This window comes from Bradyrhizobium sp. CCBAU 11434 (assembly GCF_028128895.1).
In the GTDB taxonomy this organism is placed as follows: Bacteria; Pseudomonadota; Alphaproteobacteria; order Rhizobiales; family Xanthobacteraceae; genus Bradyrhizobium; species Bradyrhizobium zhengyangense.
The window spans coordinates 75,305-90,395 of sequence record NZ_LBJX01000089.1 but is presented as its reverse complement, the minus strand read 5'-3'; the positions used below and the strand labels follow the sequence as shown (position 1 = coordinate 90,395).

At 64.2% G+C, this 15,091-nt stretch carries 15 protein-coding genes; 6 read left to right on the top strand and 9 right to left on the bottom strand.

Annotation, left to right across the window (positions count from 1 at the left end; all coding sequences use genetic code 11):
* Positions 1 to 96 precede the first annotated feature (96 nt).
* Both XI06_RS21450 and XI06_RS21445 read right to left on the bottom strand, forming a co-directional pair.
* Entirely contained in the window at positions 97 to 1,206 is a 1,110-nt protein-coding gene (locus XI06_RS21450) for a DUF2336 domain-containing protein (protein WP_271606398.1), read from the bottom strand.
* A 102-nt stretch (positions 1,207 to 1,308) separates the two neighbouring features.
* A complete protein-coding gene (locus XI06_RS21445; protein ID WP_271606397.1) occupies positions 1,309 to 2,010 on the bottom strand; it encodes an RluA family pseudouridine synthase in 702 nt (233 codons plus the stop codon).
* 60 nt (positions 2,011 to 2,070) lie between these two features.
* Between XI06_RS21445 and ftsY the strand changes: the two genes are divergently transcribed.
* The 3 genes from ftsY (at position 2,071) to XI06_RS21430 (ending at position 5,011) form a co-directional block, all read left to right on the top strand.
* Complete coding sequence (ftsY, locus tag XI06_RS21440) at positions 2,071 to 3,018, top strand: signal recognition particle-docking protein FtsY (RefSeq protein ID WP_237861196.1); 948 nt, start codon at positions 2,071 to 2,073, stop codon at positions 3,016 to 3,018.
* Between the two features lie 3 nt (positions 3,019 to 3,021).
* Positions 3,022 to 3,624 carry a septation protein A gene (locus XI06_RS21435; protein WP_237861197.1) on the top strand — a complete coding sequence of 201 codons (603 nt, stop codon included), beginning with the start codon at positions 3,022 to 3,024 and terminating at the stop codon, positions 3,622 to 3,624.
* A 205-nt stretch (positions 3,625 to 3,829) separates the two neighbouring features.
* A complete protein-coding gene (locus XI06_RS21430) occupies positions 3,830 to 5,011 on the top strand; it encodes a hypothetical protein (protein WP_271606396.1) in 1,182 nt (393 codons plus the stop codon).
* 43 nt (positions 5,012 to 5,054) lie between these two features.
* Here XI06_RS21430 and XI06_RS21425 read toward each other — a convergent pair whose 3' ends face one another.
* The 5 genes from XI06_RS21425 to ccmA all read right to left on the bottom strand — a co-directional run bounded on the left by XI06_RS21425 (position 5,055) and on the right by ccmA (position 8,262).
* Positions 5,055 to 5,648, bottom strand: a complete 594-nt coding sequence (locus XI06_RS21425) for a DsbE family thiol:disulfide interchange protein (RefSeq protein WP_237861199.1) — start codon at positions 5,646 to 5,648, stop codon at positions 5,055 to 5,057.
* Positions 5,645 to 5,842, bottom strand: coding sequence for a heme exporter protein CcmD (gene ccmD, locus XI06_RS21420; RefSeq protein ID WP_271606395.1), 198 nt, complete (start codon positions 5,840 to 5,842; stop codon positions 5,645 to 5,647). The genes XI06_RS21425 and ccmD overlap by 4 nt, the downstream gene beginning before the upstream one ends.
* A complete protein-coding gene (locus XI06_RS21415) occupies positions 5,839 to 6,624 on the bottom strand; it encodes a heme ABC transporter permease (RefSeq protein WP_271606394.1) in 786 nt (261 codons plus the stop codon). Before XI06_RS21415 ends, ccmD begins: the two co-directional genes overlap by 4 nt.
* Positions 6,625 to 6,713: 89 nt before the next feature.
* Positions 6,714 to 7,382 (bottom strand): heme exporter protein CcmB, encoded by a 669-nt coding sequence (gene ccmB, locus XI06_RS21410; RefSeq protein ID WP_237861203.1) that lies wholly within the window; start codon positions 7,380 to 7,382, stop codon positions 6,714 to 6,716.
* 277 nt (positions 7,383 to 7,659) lie between these two features.
* Entirely contained in the window at positions 7,660 to 8,262 is a 603-nt protein-coding gene (gene ccmA / locus XI06_RS21405; RefSeq protein ID WP_237861204.1) for a heme ABC exporter ATP-binding protein CcmA, read from the bottom strand.
* 240 nt (positions 8,263 to 8,502) lie between these two features.
* Between ccmA and acnA the strand changes: the two genes are divergently transcribed.
* The 3 genes from acnA to XI06_RS21390 all read left to right on the top strand — a co-directional run bounded on the left by acnA (position 8,503) and on the right by XI06_RS21390 (position 13,175).
* Positions 8,503 to 11,223: an aconitate hydratase AcnA gene (gene acnA / locus XI06_RS21400; RefSeq protein WP_271606393.1), complete on the top strand. Its 2,721-nt coding sequence runs from the start codon at positions 8,503 to 8,505 to the stop codon at positions 11,221 to 11,223.
* Positions 11,224 to 11,441: 218 nt separating this feature from the next.
* On the top strand, positions 11,442 to 12,221 hold the full coding sequence (locus XI06_RS21395; protein ID WP_237861318.1) for a DUF1223 domain-containing protein: 780 nt from the start codon (positions 11,442 to 11,444) through the stop codon (positions 12,219 to 12,221).
* 582 nt (positions 12,222 to 12,803) lie between these two features.
* Positions 12,804 to 13,175: a DUF2794 domain-containing protein gene (locus XI06_RS21390; RefSeq protein ID WP_237861206.1), complete on the top strand. Its 372-nt coding sequence runs from the start codon at positions 12,804 to 12,806 to the stop codon at positions 13,173 to 13,175.
* Positions 13,176 to 13,298: 123 nt separating this feature from the next.
* Here the strand turns inward: XI06_RS21390 and XI06_RS21385 are convergent, their stop codons facing one another.
* Together XI06_RS21385 and XI06_RS21380 are read right to left on the bottom strand one after the other, a co-directional pair.
* Positions 13,299 to 13,829: a GNAT family N-acetyltransferase gene (locus XI06_RS21385; protein ID WP_237861207.1), complete on the bottom strand. Its 531-nt coding sequence runs from the start codon at positions 13,827 to 13,829 to the stop codon at positions 13,299 to 13,301.
* A 212-nt stretch (positions 13,830 to 14,041) separates the two neighbouring features.
* Positions 14,042 to 14,833, bottom strand: coding sequence for a Bax inhibitor-1/YccA family protein (locus tag XI06_RS21380; RefSeq protein WP_234684314.1), 792 nt, complete (start codon positions 14,831 to 14,833; stop codon positions 14,042 to 14,044).
* Positions 14,834 to 15,091 lie beyond the last annotated feature (258 nt).

Genomic DNA, 15,091 nt, shown 5'->3' with positions numbered 1-15,091 from the left:
ACGCTGCGGCTTCTCCGTAGCTCACTGCCGTCTCCGGAATGCTGGATCCCCCGCTTTCGCGGGGGATGACACCGTCAGTTTGGTGAAAAGCGAGTCCTACGACGCCCGCACCTGCCAGAAGCGCAGCGTGCGCCGCGCGTTCTCCGCCGTCATGCGCGCAAAATTGCTCTTCGCCCTCGCCAGGTCCGCCGGCTTCATCGCGCCGGTCGCAAAACGGCTTTCGAGCACGGCGATCGTTGTTTCCCAGCTGAGCTGCGCTGCCTTGCACGGCACCAGCAGGCCGTCTTCGCGCAGGCTCTGCATCAGCGGACGAATCACTTCGACGGTCGATCCCGACAGCGCCGCCAGCGCGGCCACGGCCTCCTCGTAGCGCCGGTGTCGCGCGAAGTTCAGCAGCGTCGCCTCGTTGAGCTGGCCGGATGCCTTGAGATTTCCGACCGCCCGCTTGGCGCCCTCGAAATCGCGCACGCCCGACATCTCGCGCTCGACGCCGACGGTGACGGCGGCGATCGCATTCTGGATCTCCTCGAACAGATCGGGCGGTGCGCGTGACAGCAGGCGGGTGCGAACGGCGTCGGTTGCGGAACGCAGCAATCGCCGACGCAGGTCCGACGGCAGGTCGACGCGGATGCCGATGCTCACCGCGAGCTCGGGATCGAGCTCGGCCTGTCCGACGATAACAGTGAATCCCTTTCCGGACATGCGCGCGCCTGGATTGGCGGCGAGGCGCCGGCTGACGCTCGGATAGCGGCGCGCCAGCAACGCGTCGGTGACGATCTCCTTCAGCCACCAGCGGCCGGCGATCGCGAGCAGATGCGGCTCGCTTTTGCTGGAGGCGATCTTCAGCAGTTCACCGTCGTCGAGGCGCGCGGATTCCTGGAGCACGGGACCGGCGATGCGGATCTCGTCATTGTTGGCGAGGCGGCGGATCACCGAGGGCGGCGCCTGCGCGATCGGCGCGAGCTGGGCGCTGATTTCGGCGAGCGCAATGCGCGCTGCCACATCGGCGATGGCGCGCAGCTCGATGGTGCCGATCAGGCGCTCGAGCACGTCATCGAACAGCGCGATCTGCTCGTCGTTGAAGCTTCCGGCAGAGGAGAGAAACAGGTCGGTGACGCGCCGGGCGGTCTCCAGGCCCTTTTCCGCCGAGCCGGTCCGGATCGCGGATTCGACCTCGTCGATGATCGATAGCTGGGCCGTGGACATGACGCGTTGCTCGTCCTGAGCGGATGGGGGGCTTGTTCTAAGCAACCGCTATCATTGGCGACGAGCACTGAACGTTTCGTAAACCTTGCCTCTTCGAGGCCGCTATTCCCCGTTCCAGCCGCAGGCGCGGAGCTTCTCATGCATGTGGGGCGGGGCTGGCGCGACGACGCGGACCGGCTCCTTGTTCCGGGAGATCGGCACCACGATCTCGCGGGAATGCAGATGCAGCTTCGGCTCGCCGAAGCGCGGGCCGTTGCCGTAAATGTTATCGCCGAAGATCGGCCAGCCGGTCGCGGACGAATGCACCCGCAATTGATGGGTCCGGCCCGTCACCGGTTCCATGGCCAGCCACGTGAAGCCGTCGCCCCGGCCCATCACCTTCCAATTGGTGACGGCCTTCTGACCCTCGGGGTCGGGCTTCTGCCACCAGCCGCGCTCGGCATTGAGCCGGCCGAGCGGCATATCGATGGTGCCTTCATCCTCGGCAGGGCCGCCCTCAACCACGGTCCAGTATGTCTTGCCGATCTTGCCATGCTTGAAGAGGAGGCCGAGCGAGGCGGTCGCCTTGCGATGGCGGCCGAGCACCAGGCAGCCGGAGGTGTCCTTGTCCAGCCGGTGGGCCAGCACCGGCGGCCGCGGCAGGCCGAAGCGAAGCGCCTCGAAGGAGTCCTCCAGATTGGGGCCGCCCTTGGGGCCGCGATGCACCGGCAGGCCGGCCGGCTTGTTGATGACCAGCATCAAGCCGTCGCGGTGGAGCACGCGGCCCAGGATCTCCTCGGCGGTCAATTCGGGAACATCGAGCAATTGCAGGACCTTCGGACAAGGCTTTCGTTTAACGGCGGGAACGGCTAACACACCCCCGCCATGAACGATACCACGTCAGATCCCCCCAAGCTGAGCTGGTGGCGCCGCCTGTCCAACGGGTTGAAGCGCACCTCGTCCTCGCTCGGGACCGCGGTCGCCGATCTCGTCACCAAGCGCAAGCTCGACCGCGCCATGCTCGACGACATCGAGGACGTGTTGCTGCGCGCCGACCTCGGCACGTCAGTTGCGGTACGGATTGCGGACGCCGTCGGCACCGGTCGCTATGACAAGGCGATTTCGGCCGACGAGGTCAAGGACGTCGTCGCGACCGAGGTCGAGAAGGTGCTGGCGCCGGTGGCGAAGCCGCTCGAGATCGATGCGGCCAGGAAGCCGTTCGTCGTCCTCGTGGTCGGCGTCAACGGCTCCGGCAAGACCACGACCATCGGAAAACTCTCGCAAAAGTTTGCCTCCGAAGGCCGCAAGGTGATGCTCGCCGCAGGCGACACGTTTCGCGCCGCCGCGATCGAGCAGCTCAAGGTCTGGGGCGAGCGGACCAAGACGCCCGTCATTGCGGGCGCGCAGGGCTCGGACTCGGCGAGCCTCGCCTTCAACGCGCTGACCGCTGCCAAAGAGCAGAACATCGACGTGCTGCTGATCGATACCGCCGGCCGCTTGCAGAACAAGGCCGAGCTGATGAACGAACTCGAGAAGGTCGTGCGCGTCATTCGCAAGGTGGACGCGTCAGCGCCGCACGCGGTGCTCCTCGTGCTAGATGCCACCGTCGGCCAGAACGCGCTGTCGCAGGTCGAGGCCTTCCATCGCACCGCCGGGGTCACGGGTCTCGTGATGACCAAGCTCGACGGCACCGCGCGCGGCGGCATTCTGGTGGCGCTGGCGGAGAAATTCAAACTGCCGGTGCATTTCATCGGCGTCGGCGAAGGCGTCGACGATCTCGCGCCGTTCACCGCGCGCGATTTCGCCCGCGCCATTGCCGGAATCGAAAGCTAGAGTATGGACAAGACCCAGCCGCATCCGCTGTTCAAGCTTGCGACCGAGCTCGGTCCGCTGCTCGTGTTCTTCTTCGTCAATGCGAAGTTCAATCTGTTCGCTGCGACCGGCGCCTTCATGGTCGCGATCGTGGCGGCGATGGCCGCGTCCTATGTGGTGACGCGCCACGTCCCGATCATGGCGATCGTCACAGGCGTGATCGTGCTGGTGTTCGGCACGCTGACCCTGGTGCTGCACGACGAGACCTTCATCAAGGTCAAGCCGACCATCATCTACGGTCTGTTCGCCGCGATCCTCGGCGGCGGCCTGTTGTTCGGCCGCTCCTTCATCGCCGTGATGTTCGACCAGATGTTCAACCTGACCCCGCAAGGCTGGCGCATCCTCACCCTGCGCTGGGCGCTGTTCTTTGCCGGCATGGCAGTGCTGAACGAGATCGTCTGGCGCACCCAGAGCACGGACTTCTGGGTGAACTTCAAGGTGTTCGGCGTCACGCCCATCACCATGATCTTTGCCATCGCCCAGATGCCGCTGACCAAGCGCTACGGGATCGAGCCGGTGTCGCTGGAGACCAGCGAAGCCGAGGCGGGGGACGTGAGGAAGGGCTGACGCCGGTTCCGGCCCTGCGGTTCCCGGCCGCGACCTGGCATATTCACCCTGGCGTGCGTTTCGTGCGCTCTGTCGATCGGATTCTTCACCGCTCCGTAACTGCAAGCTGAGATTATTCAGCGCTTTACCTTGCCTGAAAGGTCGCAGGCGATAGCCTTTCTCCTCATCCAATCCGCGGATTGAGCCCGTACGCGGAGGCCCGGTGGTGAGCGCAAAACAGGACCACACCGCTGAACACCTGATCCAGTACCTTCGGCAACTCGCACCGCAGGTCCGGCGCCGCCTGCTTGCCGAACTGGAACGGCTACATCTCCTCGGCGAGGACATTCCGCATTCCGAGCCATTGATCGCGGCGCTTCGCGCCGAGTTTCGCAACACGGGCCAGAATCATTATCGGGTCGGAAATCCCTCACGCTACTTCTTCGAGCCGCTCGAGCCGGTGCTGGTGGACAGGGCCCCGGAGCGGGCCAATAGCGGCCAGATCGCCCGCGGATCGCTGGCACCGATCTGGAGCCTTGTGACGGAGCAATTGCTGCGCAGCATGGCCGCCGACTACATCGCCAACGCGACCGATGTCATCTCGGCCGACAGGCAGCACGAGGCGCGGCAGCTGGCCCAAGCGTTCCAGAAGAAGGTCCTGATCTCTCTCAACGGCCTGCTTGGTTCTGCCGAGGGTGCTGCCGGCATTCGCGACGGGTTGATGGCCTATACCAGCTCGCATGCGACGTTCGACGACCTCAAGAAGATGCTGCGCTACCTCGACATGCAACGGGAGCTCGAGGATTTCGGCCGGGCGCTCCCTCCGAAGATTGCGCGGCTCGAGGGCGCCAGTCTCGACAAGGTCCTTGGCCTCTTGACCGCGCTCAAGGCCAGGCATGCCGATGCCGTGCCGTTCGCGCTCACGATCGTCGCAAAGCGTCTGGAAACCCCTTGGGAGCTATTGTCTATCGCGACCGTTCCGGCTGACGACCGGGCTGCGGCGCGGATCGCGGCATCTCCATTCGCGATTGCCGTATCGATGGTGATCGATCAGATCGAGGAGAAGCACCTCCTCTTGCTCTTCGCGCTCAGGAACAGCCGTCCGACGCGGGCCAAGGAAATTGTTAGTGAGATCTACCGGATCGAGGAGGCGCTGAGGACCGAGATCGAGCTTAGGGGATCCGAATGGGCCCGGCACCTGGATGACCTGATGACGGCGGTCCAGGCCGCCGTCGACGCGGAGATCAGTACCATTCCTGGCGATCACCGGCATCTGACGCACATTCTGGAATCGCCGCGGTTGCGTCCGGACCATTCCTTCGGCCACAAGGTCGGCCATATGTTCGAGAAGGGCTGGGATGTCGTGGCCGGCCTGCTTGCGGGCAACACGGACCAATCGTCGCGATGACTTGGTGAGCTCAGGTGCGCGGACGAGCTCATCGGCGAGATCGTCAGCTTCCGGCTTTGAGCGCCTTGTCGAGTTGCGGCAACAGCACGGCTTTGAGATTGTCCGGCGTGATCGGGCCGACCAGCTTGTAGACGATGGTGCCTTCAGGGCCGACCACAAAAGTCTCCGGTACGCCATAGACGCCCCACTCGATCGAGGCGCGGCCATTGGCGTCGGCACCGACGCGGCCGAACGGATTGCCGTAGCGGCCGAGGAAACGGCGGGCGTTGTCGGGCGTATCCTTGTAGTTGATGCCGACGAGCTGGAAGCGCTTGTCTTTGGCAAGTTCGCTCAGGAGCGGCGCCTCATCATGACAGGGCACGCACCAGGAGGCCCAGACATTGACGAGACTGACCTTGCCCTTGAAGGCGGAAGGGTCGAAGCCCGGCACCTGGACATTGTCGGCCTGCAATCCCTCCAGTGGCGGTAGCGTGGTCTGGGGCGCGGGGTGGCCGATCAACGCCGAGGGAATCCGCGAGGGATCGCCGCTGCCGAGCCGGAACCAGAACAGCACGGCCAATCCGATGAAGGCGAGCAGCGGCAGCACCATCAGGAAGGTGCGGCGCTGCGGCGGCGCGGAAGTGGTTTGATCGCTCATGTCGTTGTCTTTGGCGTGTCCACAGCACTGCGACCCGAGCGGCGCGTGACGCCGCTGCGCTCGAGCTCGCGCAGCCGCGCCGTCTGGTTGCGGTAGTCGATGATGACCCAACCGATCAGGAGCGCGACCACGATGGCGGCGGCGGCATAGGACGTCACGATGAAGGACGCGTAGGGGCCAAGCGACATCGTCATGCCACCCCTTTCGACGCGCTTTCCTGGCGCGAAGCGGTCCCCACATCGCTCGAAAACGCGACGCGGCTCGCCTGCATCATCTGCAAGGAGCGCACGCGCCGGCGCAAAATCTCGTTGCGCATGGCCGCGATGTGAAGCGTCACGAACAGCAGCGTGAATGCGATCGCCATCACCAGGAGCGGAATCAGGAACGATTTGTCGAGCGTCGAGCCGCCCATGCGCATCACCGAGGCCGGCTGGTGCAGCGTGTTCCACCAGTCGACGGAGAACTTGATGATAGGAAGATTGAGCGCGCCGACCAGCGTCAGCACGGCGGCGGCGCGCGCCGCACGCGAGGGATCTTCTACCGCGCGCCACAGCGCCATCAGGCCGAGATACATCAGGAACAGGATCAGCACCGAAGTCAGCCGCGCATCCCACTCCCAATAGGTGCCCCACATCGGCCGGCCCCACAGCGAGCCCGTGAGCAGCGCAAGGAAGGTGAAGCTGGCGCCGATCGGAGCTGCGGCTTTCGCCGCGACGTCGGCAAGCGGATGCCGCCACACCAACGTGCCGAGCGAAGCCACGCTCATCACGCCCCAGACGAACATCGACAGCCACGCATTGGGCACGTGGATGAACATGATCTTCACGGTCGCACCCTGCTGATAATCGTCAGGCGCGTATGCGGATTGATACAGGCCGATCGTGAGCAGGATGATGGTCGCGGCCGCAAGCCACGGCAGCACCCGCGCCGAAAGCGCGAGGAACCTGGTGGGGTTGGCGAGGTCGATCAGCGACATGGTATTCTGATAATCACAGGCGGACGCTCACGCAATCAGCATGAAAGCGCGCAGCGAAAGTTGATCGGGGTCAAGGCGACCGGCTCATTTCAATCCAGTCCATGTTTCAGGCTCGCCGCCGCCGCGAACGGGCCGATCACGAGGCTGACCAGCGACAGCGCGCAGAGGATTGAGAACGGCGCGCCGAACGACAACGGCCCCGTGATTGCGGCCTGCGATGCCGCGACCCCGAAGATCAGCACGGGAATCGACAGCGGCAGCACCAGCACGGCCATCAGCAGCCCGCCCCGATGCAGCGTCACCGCCAACGCCGCGCCGATCATGCCGGTGAAGGTCAGGGCCGGCGTGCCGGCCAGCAGCGTCAGCGCCACCGCGCCGGTCGCGACCATGTCGAGGTTGAGAAGCAGGCCCAGCACCGGGGTTGCGACAATCAGCGGCAGGCCCGCGGCCAGCCAATGCGCCAGCGCCTTGGCGGCGCAGGCGAGTTCCAGCGGCGTCCGGCTCATCGTGATCAAATCGAGCGAGCCGTCCTCATGGTCGGCCATAAACAACCGGTCCAGCGTCAGCAGGCTCGCCAGCAGCGCGCCGAGCCACAGAATCGCCGGTCCCAGCCGCGACAGCAGCGCCAGGTCCGGCCCCACCGCGAAGGGCATCAGGACGACGACGGTCAGGAAGAACAGCACGCCGATCAACGCCCCGCCGCCGACGCGGAGGGCGATCTTGATGTCCCGGCGGATCAGGGCGGCGAGGGCGGTCATGGGTGACTTCCGGTGGCGAGGCGGTCATGTGAGCCCGGCTCGCGCCGCAGGCAAACTGTGCTCCCTCCCCCCTTGTGGGGGAGGATGGGGGAGAGGGGTAGCCCAGGAAATGGTGTGCTTGGGAGCAGAGAAAACCTTCGATCGACCGAGAGAGTCCCCGTGTGGCATCCCCCTCTCTGACCTCGAGAGCGAGCTTCGCTCGCCTCGGACCCCACAAGGGGGGAGGGAACGGAGAGAGCGGCGCCGGGCCGTTCGAAAAGCTGAGGGTCGCGCCACCTCATGCCGTCCCTCCGATCCGCAGCTCGCGCGTGTCGATCCCCAGCGGCGCATGGGTGGCGGCGACGATCATCCCGCCCCTTGCCAGATGCTCGCGCATCAGGCCGCCGAACATGTCCTGTCCGGCGACGTCCAGCGCATTGGTCGGCTCGTCCAGCAGCCAGACCGGCCGTCGGACCGTCAGCAGCCGGGCCAGCGACAGCCGGCGGCGCTGTCCCGCCGACAGGAAGCCCGCGGGCAGATCGGTGGCATGGTCGAGCCCGACGGTGGCGAGACTTTCCGCCGCGTCACAGCGCTCGCCGCCCAGAAATTCGGCCCAGAATGACAGATTCTCAGCCACGCTCAGCGCCGGTTTCAGGGCATCGCGATGGCCGAGATAGTGACACTGCTCCGGCAGCGTCATGTCGGCGTCGCCCCCGTCCAGTACGATCGTGCCGCCAGCCGGAATGAGCAGCCCCGCGATCAGCCTGAGCAGCGAGGTCTTGCCCGATCCGTTGCGGCCGACGACCGCCACGGCCTCGCCGGCAACAGCCTCGAAATCGAGCCCGGAAAACACCTCGCGGCCGCCGCGCACGCAAGTCACGCCGCGGCCGGCCAGCTGCATCTTGACTGGTACCAACCCGTTCACAGCCGGGCCTCAGGAAATCTTGGGGTAGCGCATCAGAATTTTTGGCTCGCGACTTGCTCGGTACTGTTGTGGCTGTGGCGGCGCGGTTAGAAAGCTTCTATAAGCCCGGAACTACTTGATGCAGCAACTCAACCTGCCCCTGCAAGCGATCCAGCCTGCTACGCTGACGGTGTTAAAATACCCTGCCGGGTATGTCTAACAATTGGGATTTCCTACATGACCTCGCTCGACAGCTTCAAATGCAAAAAGACCCTCAAGGTCGGCGCCAAGACCTATGTCTATTACAGCCTGCCCACGGCCGAGAAGAATGGTTTGAAGGGAATTTCGAAACTCCCCTATTCGATGAAGGTGCTGCTCGAGAACCTGCTCCGGAACGAGGACGGCCGCTCGGTCAAGAAAGAGGACATCGTCGCCGTCTCGAAGTGGCTGCGCAAGAAGTCGCTGGAGCATGAGATTGCCTTCCGCCCGGCCCGTGTGCTGATGCAGGATTTCACGGGCGTTCCGGCCGTGGTCGACCTGGCCGCCATGCGCAACGCCATGCAGAAGCTCGGCGGTGATGCCGAGAAGATCAATCCGCTGGTGCCGGTCGACCTCGTCATCGACCACTCCGTGATCGTGAATTTCTTCGGCGACAACAAGGCCTTCGGCAAGAACGTCGCCGAAGAGTACAAGCAGAACCAGGAGCGTTACGAGTTCCTGAAATGGGGCCAGAAGGCGTTTTCGAACTTCTCGGTCGTGCCGCCCGGCACCGGCATCTGCCACCAGGTCAATCTCGAATATCTCTCCCAGACGGTGTGGACCAAGAAGGAGAAGATGACGGTCGGCAAGAAGACCGGCACCTTCGAGGTCGCCTATCCTGACTCGCTCGTCGGCACCGACTCCCACACCACCATGGTCAATGGTCTCGCCGTGCTCGGCTGGGGCGTCGGCGGCATCGAGGCGGAAGCCTGCATGCTCGGCCAGCCGCTGTCGATGCTGCTGCCCAACGTCGTCGGCTTCAAGCTGAAGGGTGCGATGAAGGAAGGCGTCACCGCGACCGACCTCGTGCTGACGGTCACGCAGATGCTGCGCAAGCTCGGCGTCGTCGGCAAGTTCGTCGAGTTCTTCGGCCCTGGCCTCGACAATCTTTCCGTTGCCGACAAGGCGACGATCGCCAACATGGCGCCGGAATATGGCGCGACCTGCGGCTTCTTCCCTGTTGACGCCGCTGCGATCGACTACCTCAAAACCTCCGGCCGTGCGGCACCACGCGTTGCGCTGGTGCAGGCCTATGCCAAGGCGCAAGGGCTGTTCCGTACCGCCAAGTCGGCCGATCCGGTGTTCACGGAAACGCTGACGCTAGACCTCGCCGAAGTGGTGCCGTCGATGGCCGGCCCGAAGCGTCCCGAAGGCCGCATCGCGCTGCCGTCGGTCGCCGAAGGTTTCTCGCTCGCGCTCGGCACCGAGTACAAGAAGGCCGACGAGCCCAACAAGCGCTTCGCCGTCGAGGGCAAGGACTACGAGATCGGTCACGGCGACGTCGTCATCGCCGCCATCACCTCCTGCACCAACACCTCGAACCCGAGCGTTTTGATCGGTGCCGGCCTTTTGGCGCGTAACGCCGCTGCGAAGGGCCTCAAGGCCAAGCCGTGGGTGAAGACCTCGCTGGCTCCGGGCAGTCAGGTCGTCGCCGGCTATCTCGCCGATTCCGGTCTGCAGAAGGATCTGGACAAGGTCGGCTTCAACCTGGTCGGCTTCGGCTGCACCACCTGCATCGGCAATTCCGGTCCGCTGCCGGAGGAGATCTCGAAGTCGATCAACGACAACGGCATCGTCGCCGCGGCGGTGCTGTCCGGTAACCGCAACTTCGAAGGCCGCGTCTCGCCAGACGTGCAGGCGAACTACCTGGCCTCGCCGCCGCTGGTCGTTGCCCACGCGCTCGCCGGCAGCGTCACCAAGAACCTCGCGGTCGAGCCGCTCGGCGAAGGCAAGGACGGCAAGCCGGTGTACCTGAAGGACATCTGGCCGACGACGAAGGAGATCAACGCCTTCATGAAGAAGTTCGTGACCGCGTCGATCTTCAAGAAGAAGTATGCCGACGTGTTCAAGGGCGACACCAACTGGCGCAAGATCAAGACGGTCGAGAGCGAGACCTATCGCTGGAACATGTCGTCGACCTATGTGCAGAACCCGCCCTATTTCGAAGGCATGAAGAAGCAGCCGGAGCCGGTCACCGATATCGTCGAGGCGCGCATCCTCGCCATGTTCGGCGACAAGATCACCACCGACCACATCTCGCCGGCCGGTTCGATCAAGCTCACCTCGCCCGCCGGAAAATATCTCAGCGAGCACCAGGTGCGTCCGGCCGACTTCAACCAGTACGGCACGCGTCGCGGCAACCACGAAGTGATGATGCGCGGCACCTTCGCCAACATCCGCATCAAGAACTTCATGCTGAAGGGCGCGGACGGAAACATCCCTGAGGGCGGTCTGACCAAGCACTGGCCCGACGGCGAGCAGATGTCGATCTACGACGCCGCGATGAAGTACCAGCAGGAGCAGGTGCCGCTCGTCGTGTTCGCCGGCGCCGAATACGGCAACGGCTCCTCGCGCGACTGGGCAGCGAAGGGCACGCGCCTGCTCGGCGTTCGCGCCGTGATCTGCCAGAGCTTCGAGCGCATCCATCGCTCCAACCTGGTCGGCATGGGCGTGTTGCCGCTGACCTTCGAGGAAGGCACCTCCTGGTCGTCGCTTGGCCTGAAGGGCGACGAGAAGGTCACGCTGCGGGGCCTGGTCGGCGATCTCAAGCCGCGCCAGAAGCTGACCGCGGAGATCGTGTCCGGCGATGGTTCGTTGCAGCGCGTTTCGCTGCTCTGCCGCATCGATACGCTGGATGAGCTCGATTACTACCGGAATGGCGGCATTCTGCACTATGTGCTGCGCAAACTCGCGGCTTAAGCGCGAATTTGTGAACGGTGGCTCACCGCGACGTGAGTAGAAGGTTAAACGAAGGCGGCCTATCACAAGGCCGCCTTCGTACGTTTTGCGGTATGTTTCAGATGGGCCCGTCCGGCAGAATCCTGTGCTGGACGGTTGAATGTACCGCGCCCGTAAGACTACGGTGATCATCAGGCGATAAGATCTTCCCCCAACGAGCGACGTGTGTGACCTTCAACATGACTGGCATGATGGCTTCCAATTTCGTTTCGCGGTGGTCCGGAGCATTCTGGTCGGGAGCACTCGGCATCTGCGCCATCGTCGCCGTCATCCGTCCGGCCCAGGCCGATCCCCGCGCCGTGGTCGAGCTCTTCACCTCCCAGGGCTGCTCCTCCTGCCCGCCTGCCGACAAGGTCATCGGCGATCTCGCCAAGGATCCCTCGATCATCGCGCTGAGCATGCCGATCGATTATTGGGACTATCTCGGCTGGAAGGATACGCTGGCGGATTCACGTTTCTCGGCGCGGCAGCGCGCCTATTCGCGTATGCGTGGTGACCGCGAAGTCTATACGCCGCAAGTGGTGGTCAACGGCGCCGCGCACGTCATCGGCAGCGACCGCTCCGGCATCGAAAACGCGATCGACAAGACCGACGCGGGCACCGGCGTCATGAGCGTGCCGGTGACGATGTCGCTCGCGGGCAAGCAGATCAATGTGTCCGTCGCGGCGAGCAAGGAGCCGACGGTCTCGCATGGCGAGGTCTGGATCTGCTCGATCGTGAAATCGGTGCCGATCGAGATCAGTCGCGGTGAGAACCGCGGGCAGCAGATCACCTACCACAATGTCGTACGCAATTTGCTCAAGGTCGGCGACTGGCACGGACATCCGGAAAGCTGGACGGTACCGATCGAGAATTTGACGTCGCGCGATGGCGTCGACGGCGCGGTGGTCTACGTCCAGGACGGCAGCCGCGAGAAGCCTGGCCCAATGCTCGGCGCGGCGTACACGTCGCTGCACTGAAGCGCGCGTCAGATCTCTCTGAAAAATTAGTCGTTGTCATTCCGGGGCGCGCGAAGCGCGAGCTATGGTGCGCAATTGCGCACCTGAGAATCCATTTCTCATCGCGATGATTGGATCGATGGATTCCGGGTTCGCGCCAAGCGGCGCGCCCCGGAATGACGGGAGGCAGACACATCCCACCACAAACAAAAAAGGACCAACTCGCGTTGGCCCTCCTTGTCGCGCGTACAGACCCGATCCTGTTCGACCCCGGGGGGCTGGGGGCTGAGGAATCCGGAACCGAAAGGACCGGGTCAACGCACACGAGTCTTTTCGCAATGCAGGGCGGCAGGCGGTGGGCGGAAAAGCGGCGATCCTGTGATTCCTGCTAACGATCCCGTGACGGTTTGCCGCTGAGAAGTTCCACCGTTGCGTGTGTCATGATTCGCTGGCCGTTGGCGAGGTGAACCCCGGTCCGCATGGGGCTTGCAAGAGGCCCTTGCGGCGGGGAACAGTTGGCGCGATCATGCAGATGTCATGATCCGCGGCTCCGGGGACGGTCTTCGCGGACGTGGATCATGCTGAGCGATGAGGAGGCGCCCCATGAGCTTGACGTCGGAGGATGCCGATCCGAGCGAGCAGCGCGCAGTGGCGCGCCCTGCCGCTGCGAATGCCCAACCCGGCCGGGTGACGTTCAACCGGCTCGAGCTGCACCGAATTCTCAATCTCTATGGCCGCATGGTCGCCGACGGCGAGTGGCGCGACTATGCCATCGACTTCCTGAAAGACCGCGCGGTGTTCTCGGTCTATCGCCGCGCCTCCGAAGTGCCGATCTACCGCATCGAGAAAGATCCGCGGCTCGCGCGCAAGCAGGGCATGTACAGCGTGATCTCCGCGACCGGCCTGATCCTGCGCCGCGGCCACGAGCTCGAGCGCGTGCTGTTGGTGATCGATCGGAAGCTGGCGGTGGTCTAACCACACGATCGCTGCCGTAGGGTCAGCAAAGGCGTTCTTGCGCCGGCCCACGAACCTTCTCTATCGCCACAGACCGTGGGCACGCTACGCTTTGCCCACCGAGAGACTTCGCGCGCCCCGGACCTACTTCCCCGGCACCGTCTTCGCGCCCTCGCCGAGATCGCGCTGCATCATCACCGTATCCAGCCAGCGGCCAAACTTCAGGCCGACATTGGGATGCGTGCCGATCATCTTGAAGCCGCCTCTGGTGTGCACGCCGATCGAGCCGGCATTGGCGGAATCGCCGATCACGGCGATCATCTGGCGGAAGCCGCGCGCCTCGCATTCGCTGATCAGCCGCTCCAGCAGCTTTGAGCCGATGCCGCGGCGGTGGAAGCTGGGATCCAGATAGATCGAGTTCTCGACCGTGAAGCGATAGGCCGGACGCGGCCGATAGGCGCCGGCATAGGCGTAGCCGGCCACGCGACCGTCGAGGATGGCCACGAAATAGGGATAGCCGCCGTCGACCAGCGTGCGATAGCGGCGCGTCATCTCGGCGAGGTCAGGCGGCTCCAGCTCGAAGGTCGCGGTGCCCTCGCGGACGGCCTGCTGGTAGATGGCGGTGATGGCGGGGAGGTCGGCCTCGATCGTCGGCCTGATTTCGGGTGCGGACATGGGGCAAGATTAGAGCGTCCTCCCGGCGGCTGGAAGAGGCAACGCTGCTGCCACACCCGTCATTGCGAGCGCAGCGAAGCAATCCAGAAATGCATCCGCGGAGGGACTGTGGATTGCTTCGCTGCGCTCGCTACGATGAGGAGTGGCCGCGGGCAAACAAAAACCCCGGCCTTGCGGCCGGGGTTCGTGTCCGTTCCCTCGACGTCTTGCGCTTAGTCGCGCTGGCCGAGGAGCTGCAGCAGCAGCGTGAACAGGTTGATGAAGTTCAAGTACAGCGACAGTGCCCCCGAGATCGCCGCACGCTCTGCGATGTCACCGCCGGCCGAAGCGTAGCCGTAGATGTAGTCGTTCTTCAGCCGCTGGGTATCCCAGGCGGTGAGGCCTGCGAACACCAGCACGCCGACCACCGACACGATGAACTGCAGCGCGGTGCTGGCCAGGAACAGGTTCACCAGGCTCGCGATGATGATGCCGATCAGGCCCATGAACAGGAACGAGCCCATGCCGCTCATGTCACGCTTGGTGGTGTAGCCGTAGAGGCTCAGCGCGCCGAAGGTCGCCGCGGTGATGAAGAACACCCGCACGATCGAGGTGTGCGTGTACACCAGGAAGATCGAGGACAGCGAGATGCCCATCAGCGCCGAGAACACCCAGAACAGGATCTGGGCGGTCGAGGGAGCCAGACGGTTGATGCCGGCCGAGATCACGAACACCATAGCTAGCGGCGCCAGCATGAACAGATATTTCAGCGGGCTCACGAACATCGCGTAGCCGAACGGCGTCAGGAACAGCTTGCCGACGCGGACGGCTTCCGGGGTCGGAACGTCAGTCACGGCAGCCATGTAGACACCGAGCGCGGCGAGGCCGGTGATGGCCAGGCCAATGCTCATGTAATTGTAGATGCGCAGCATATAGGCGCGCAGACCGGCGTCGACCGTCGCGGCGTCAACACGCCCGGCGGCCCTACCGAAAGGAGAAGCGTAATTGCGGTCTAGGTCCGACATGGTCGAATTCCCGTTGGTTGCCCGGTCCAGCACAGGGGTTGCCATGCCGCCGGTTCGTCAATTCTATCTCGGATACCGATGTCCGCCGACATTAATTTTGGCTAACAATCGGGACTCCGAACCCATCCGATATGTGGGAAACTAACACATTCGCTGCAACGGTCCACGCGCGGCCGAATGTCGCCCTTGCGGTGCAATCCTGACGTGAGCCTGACAAGCTGACGTGGTTAACCGCCGGAATCCCGTGATTCCGGTCCC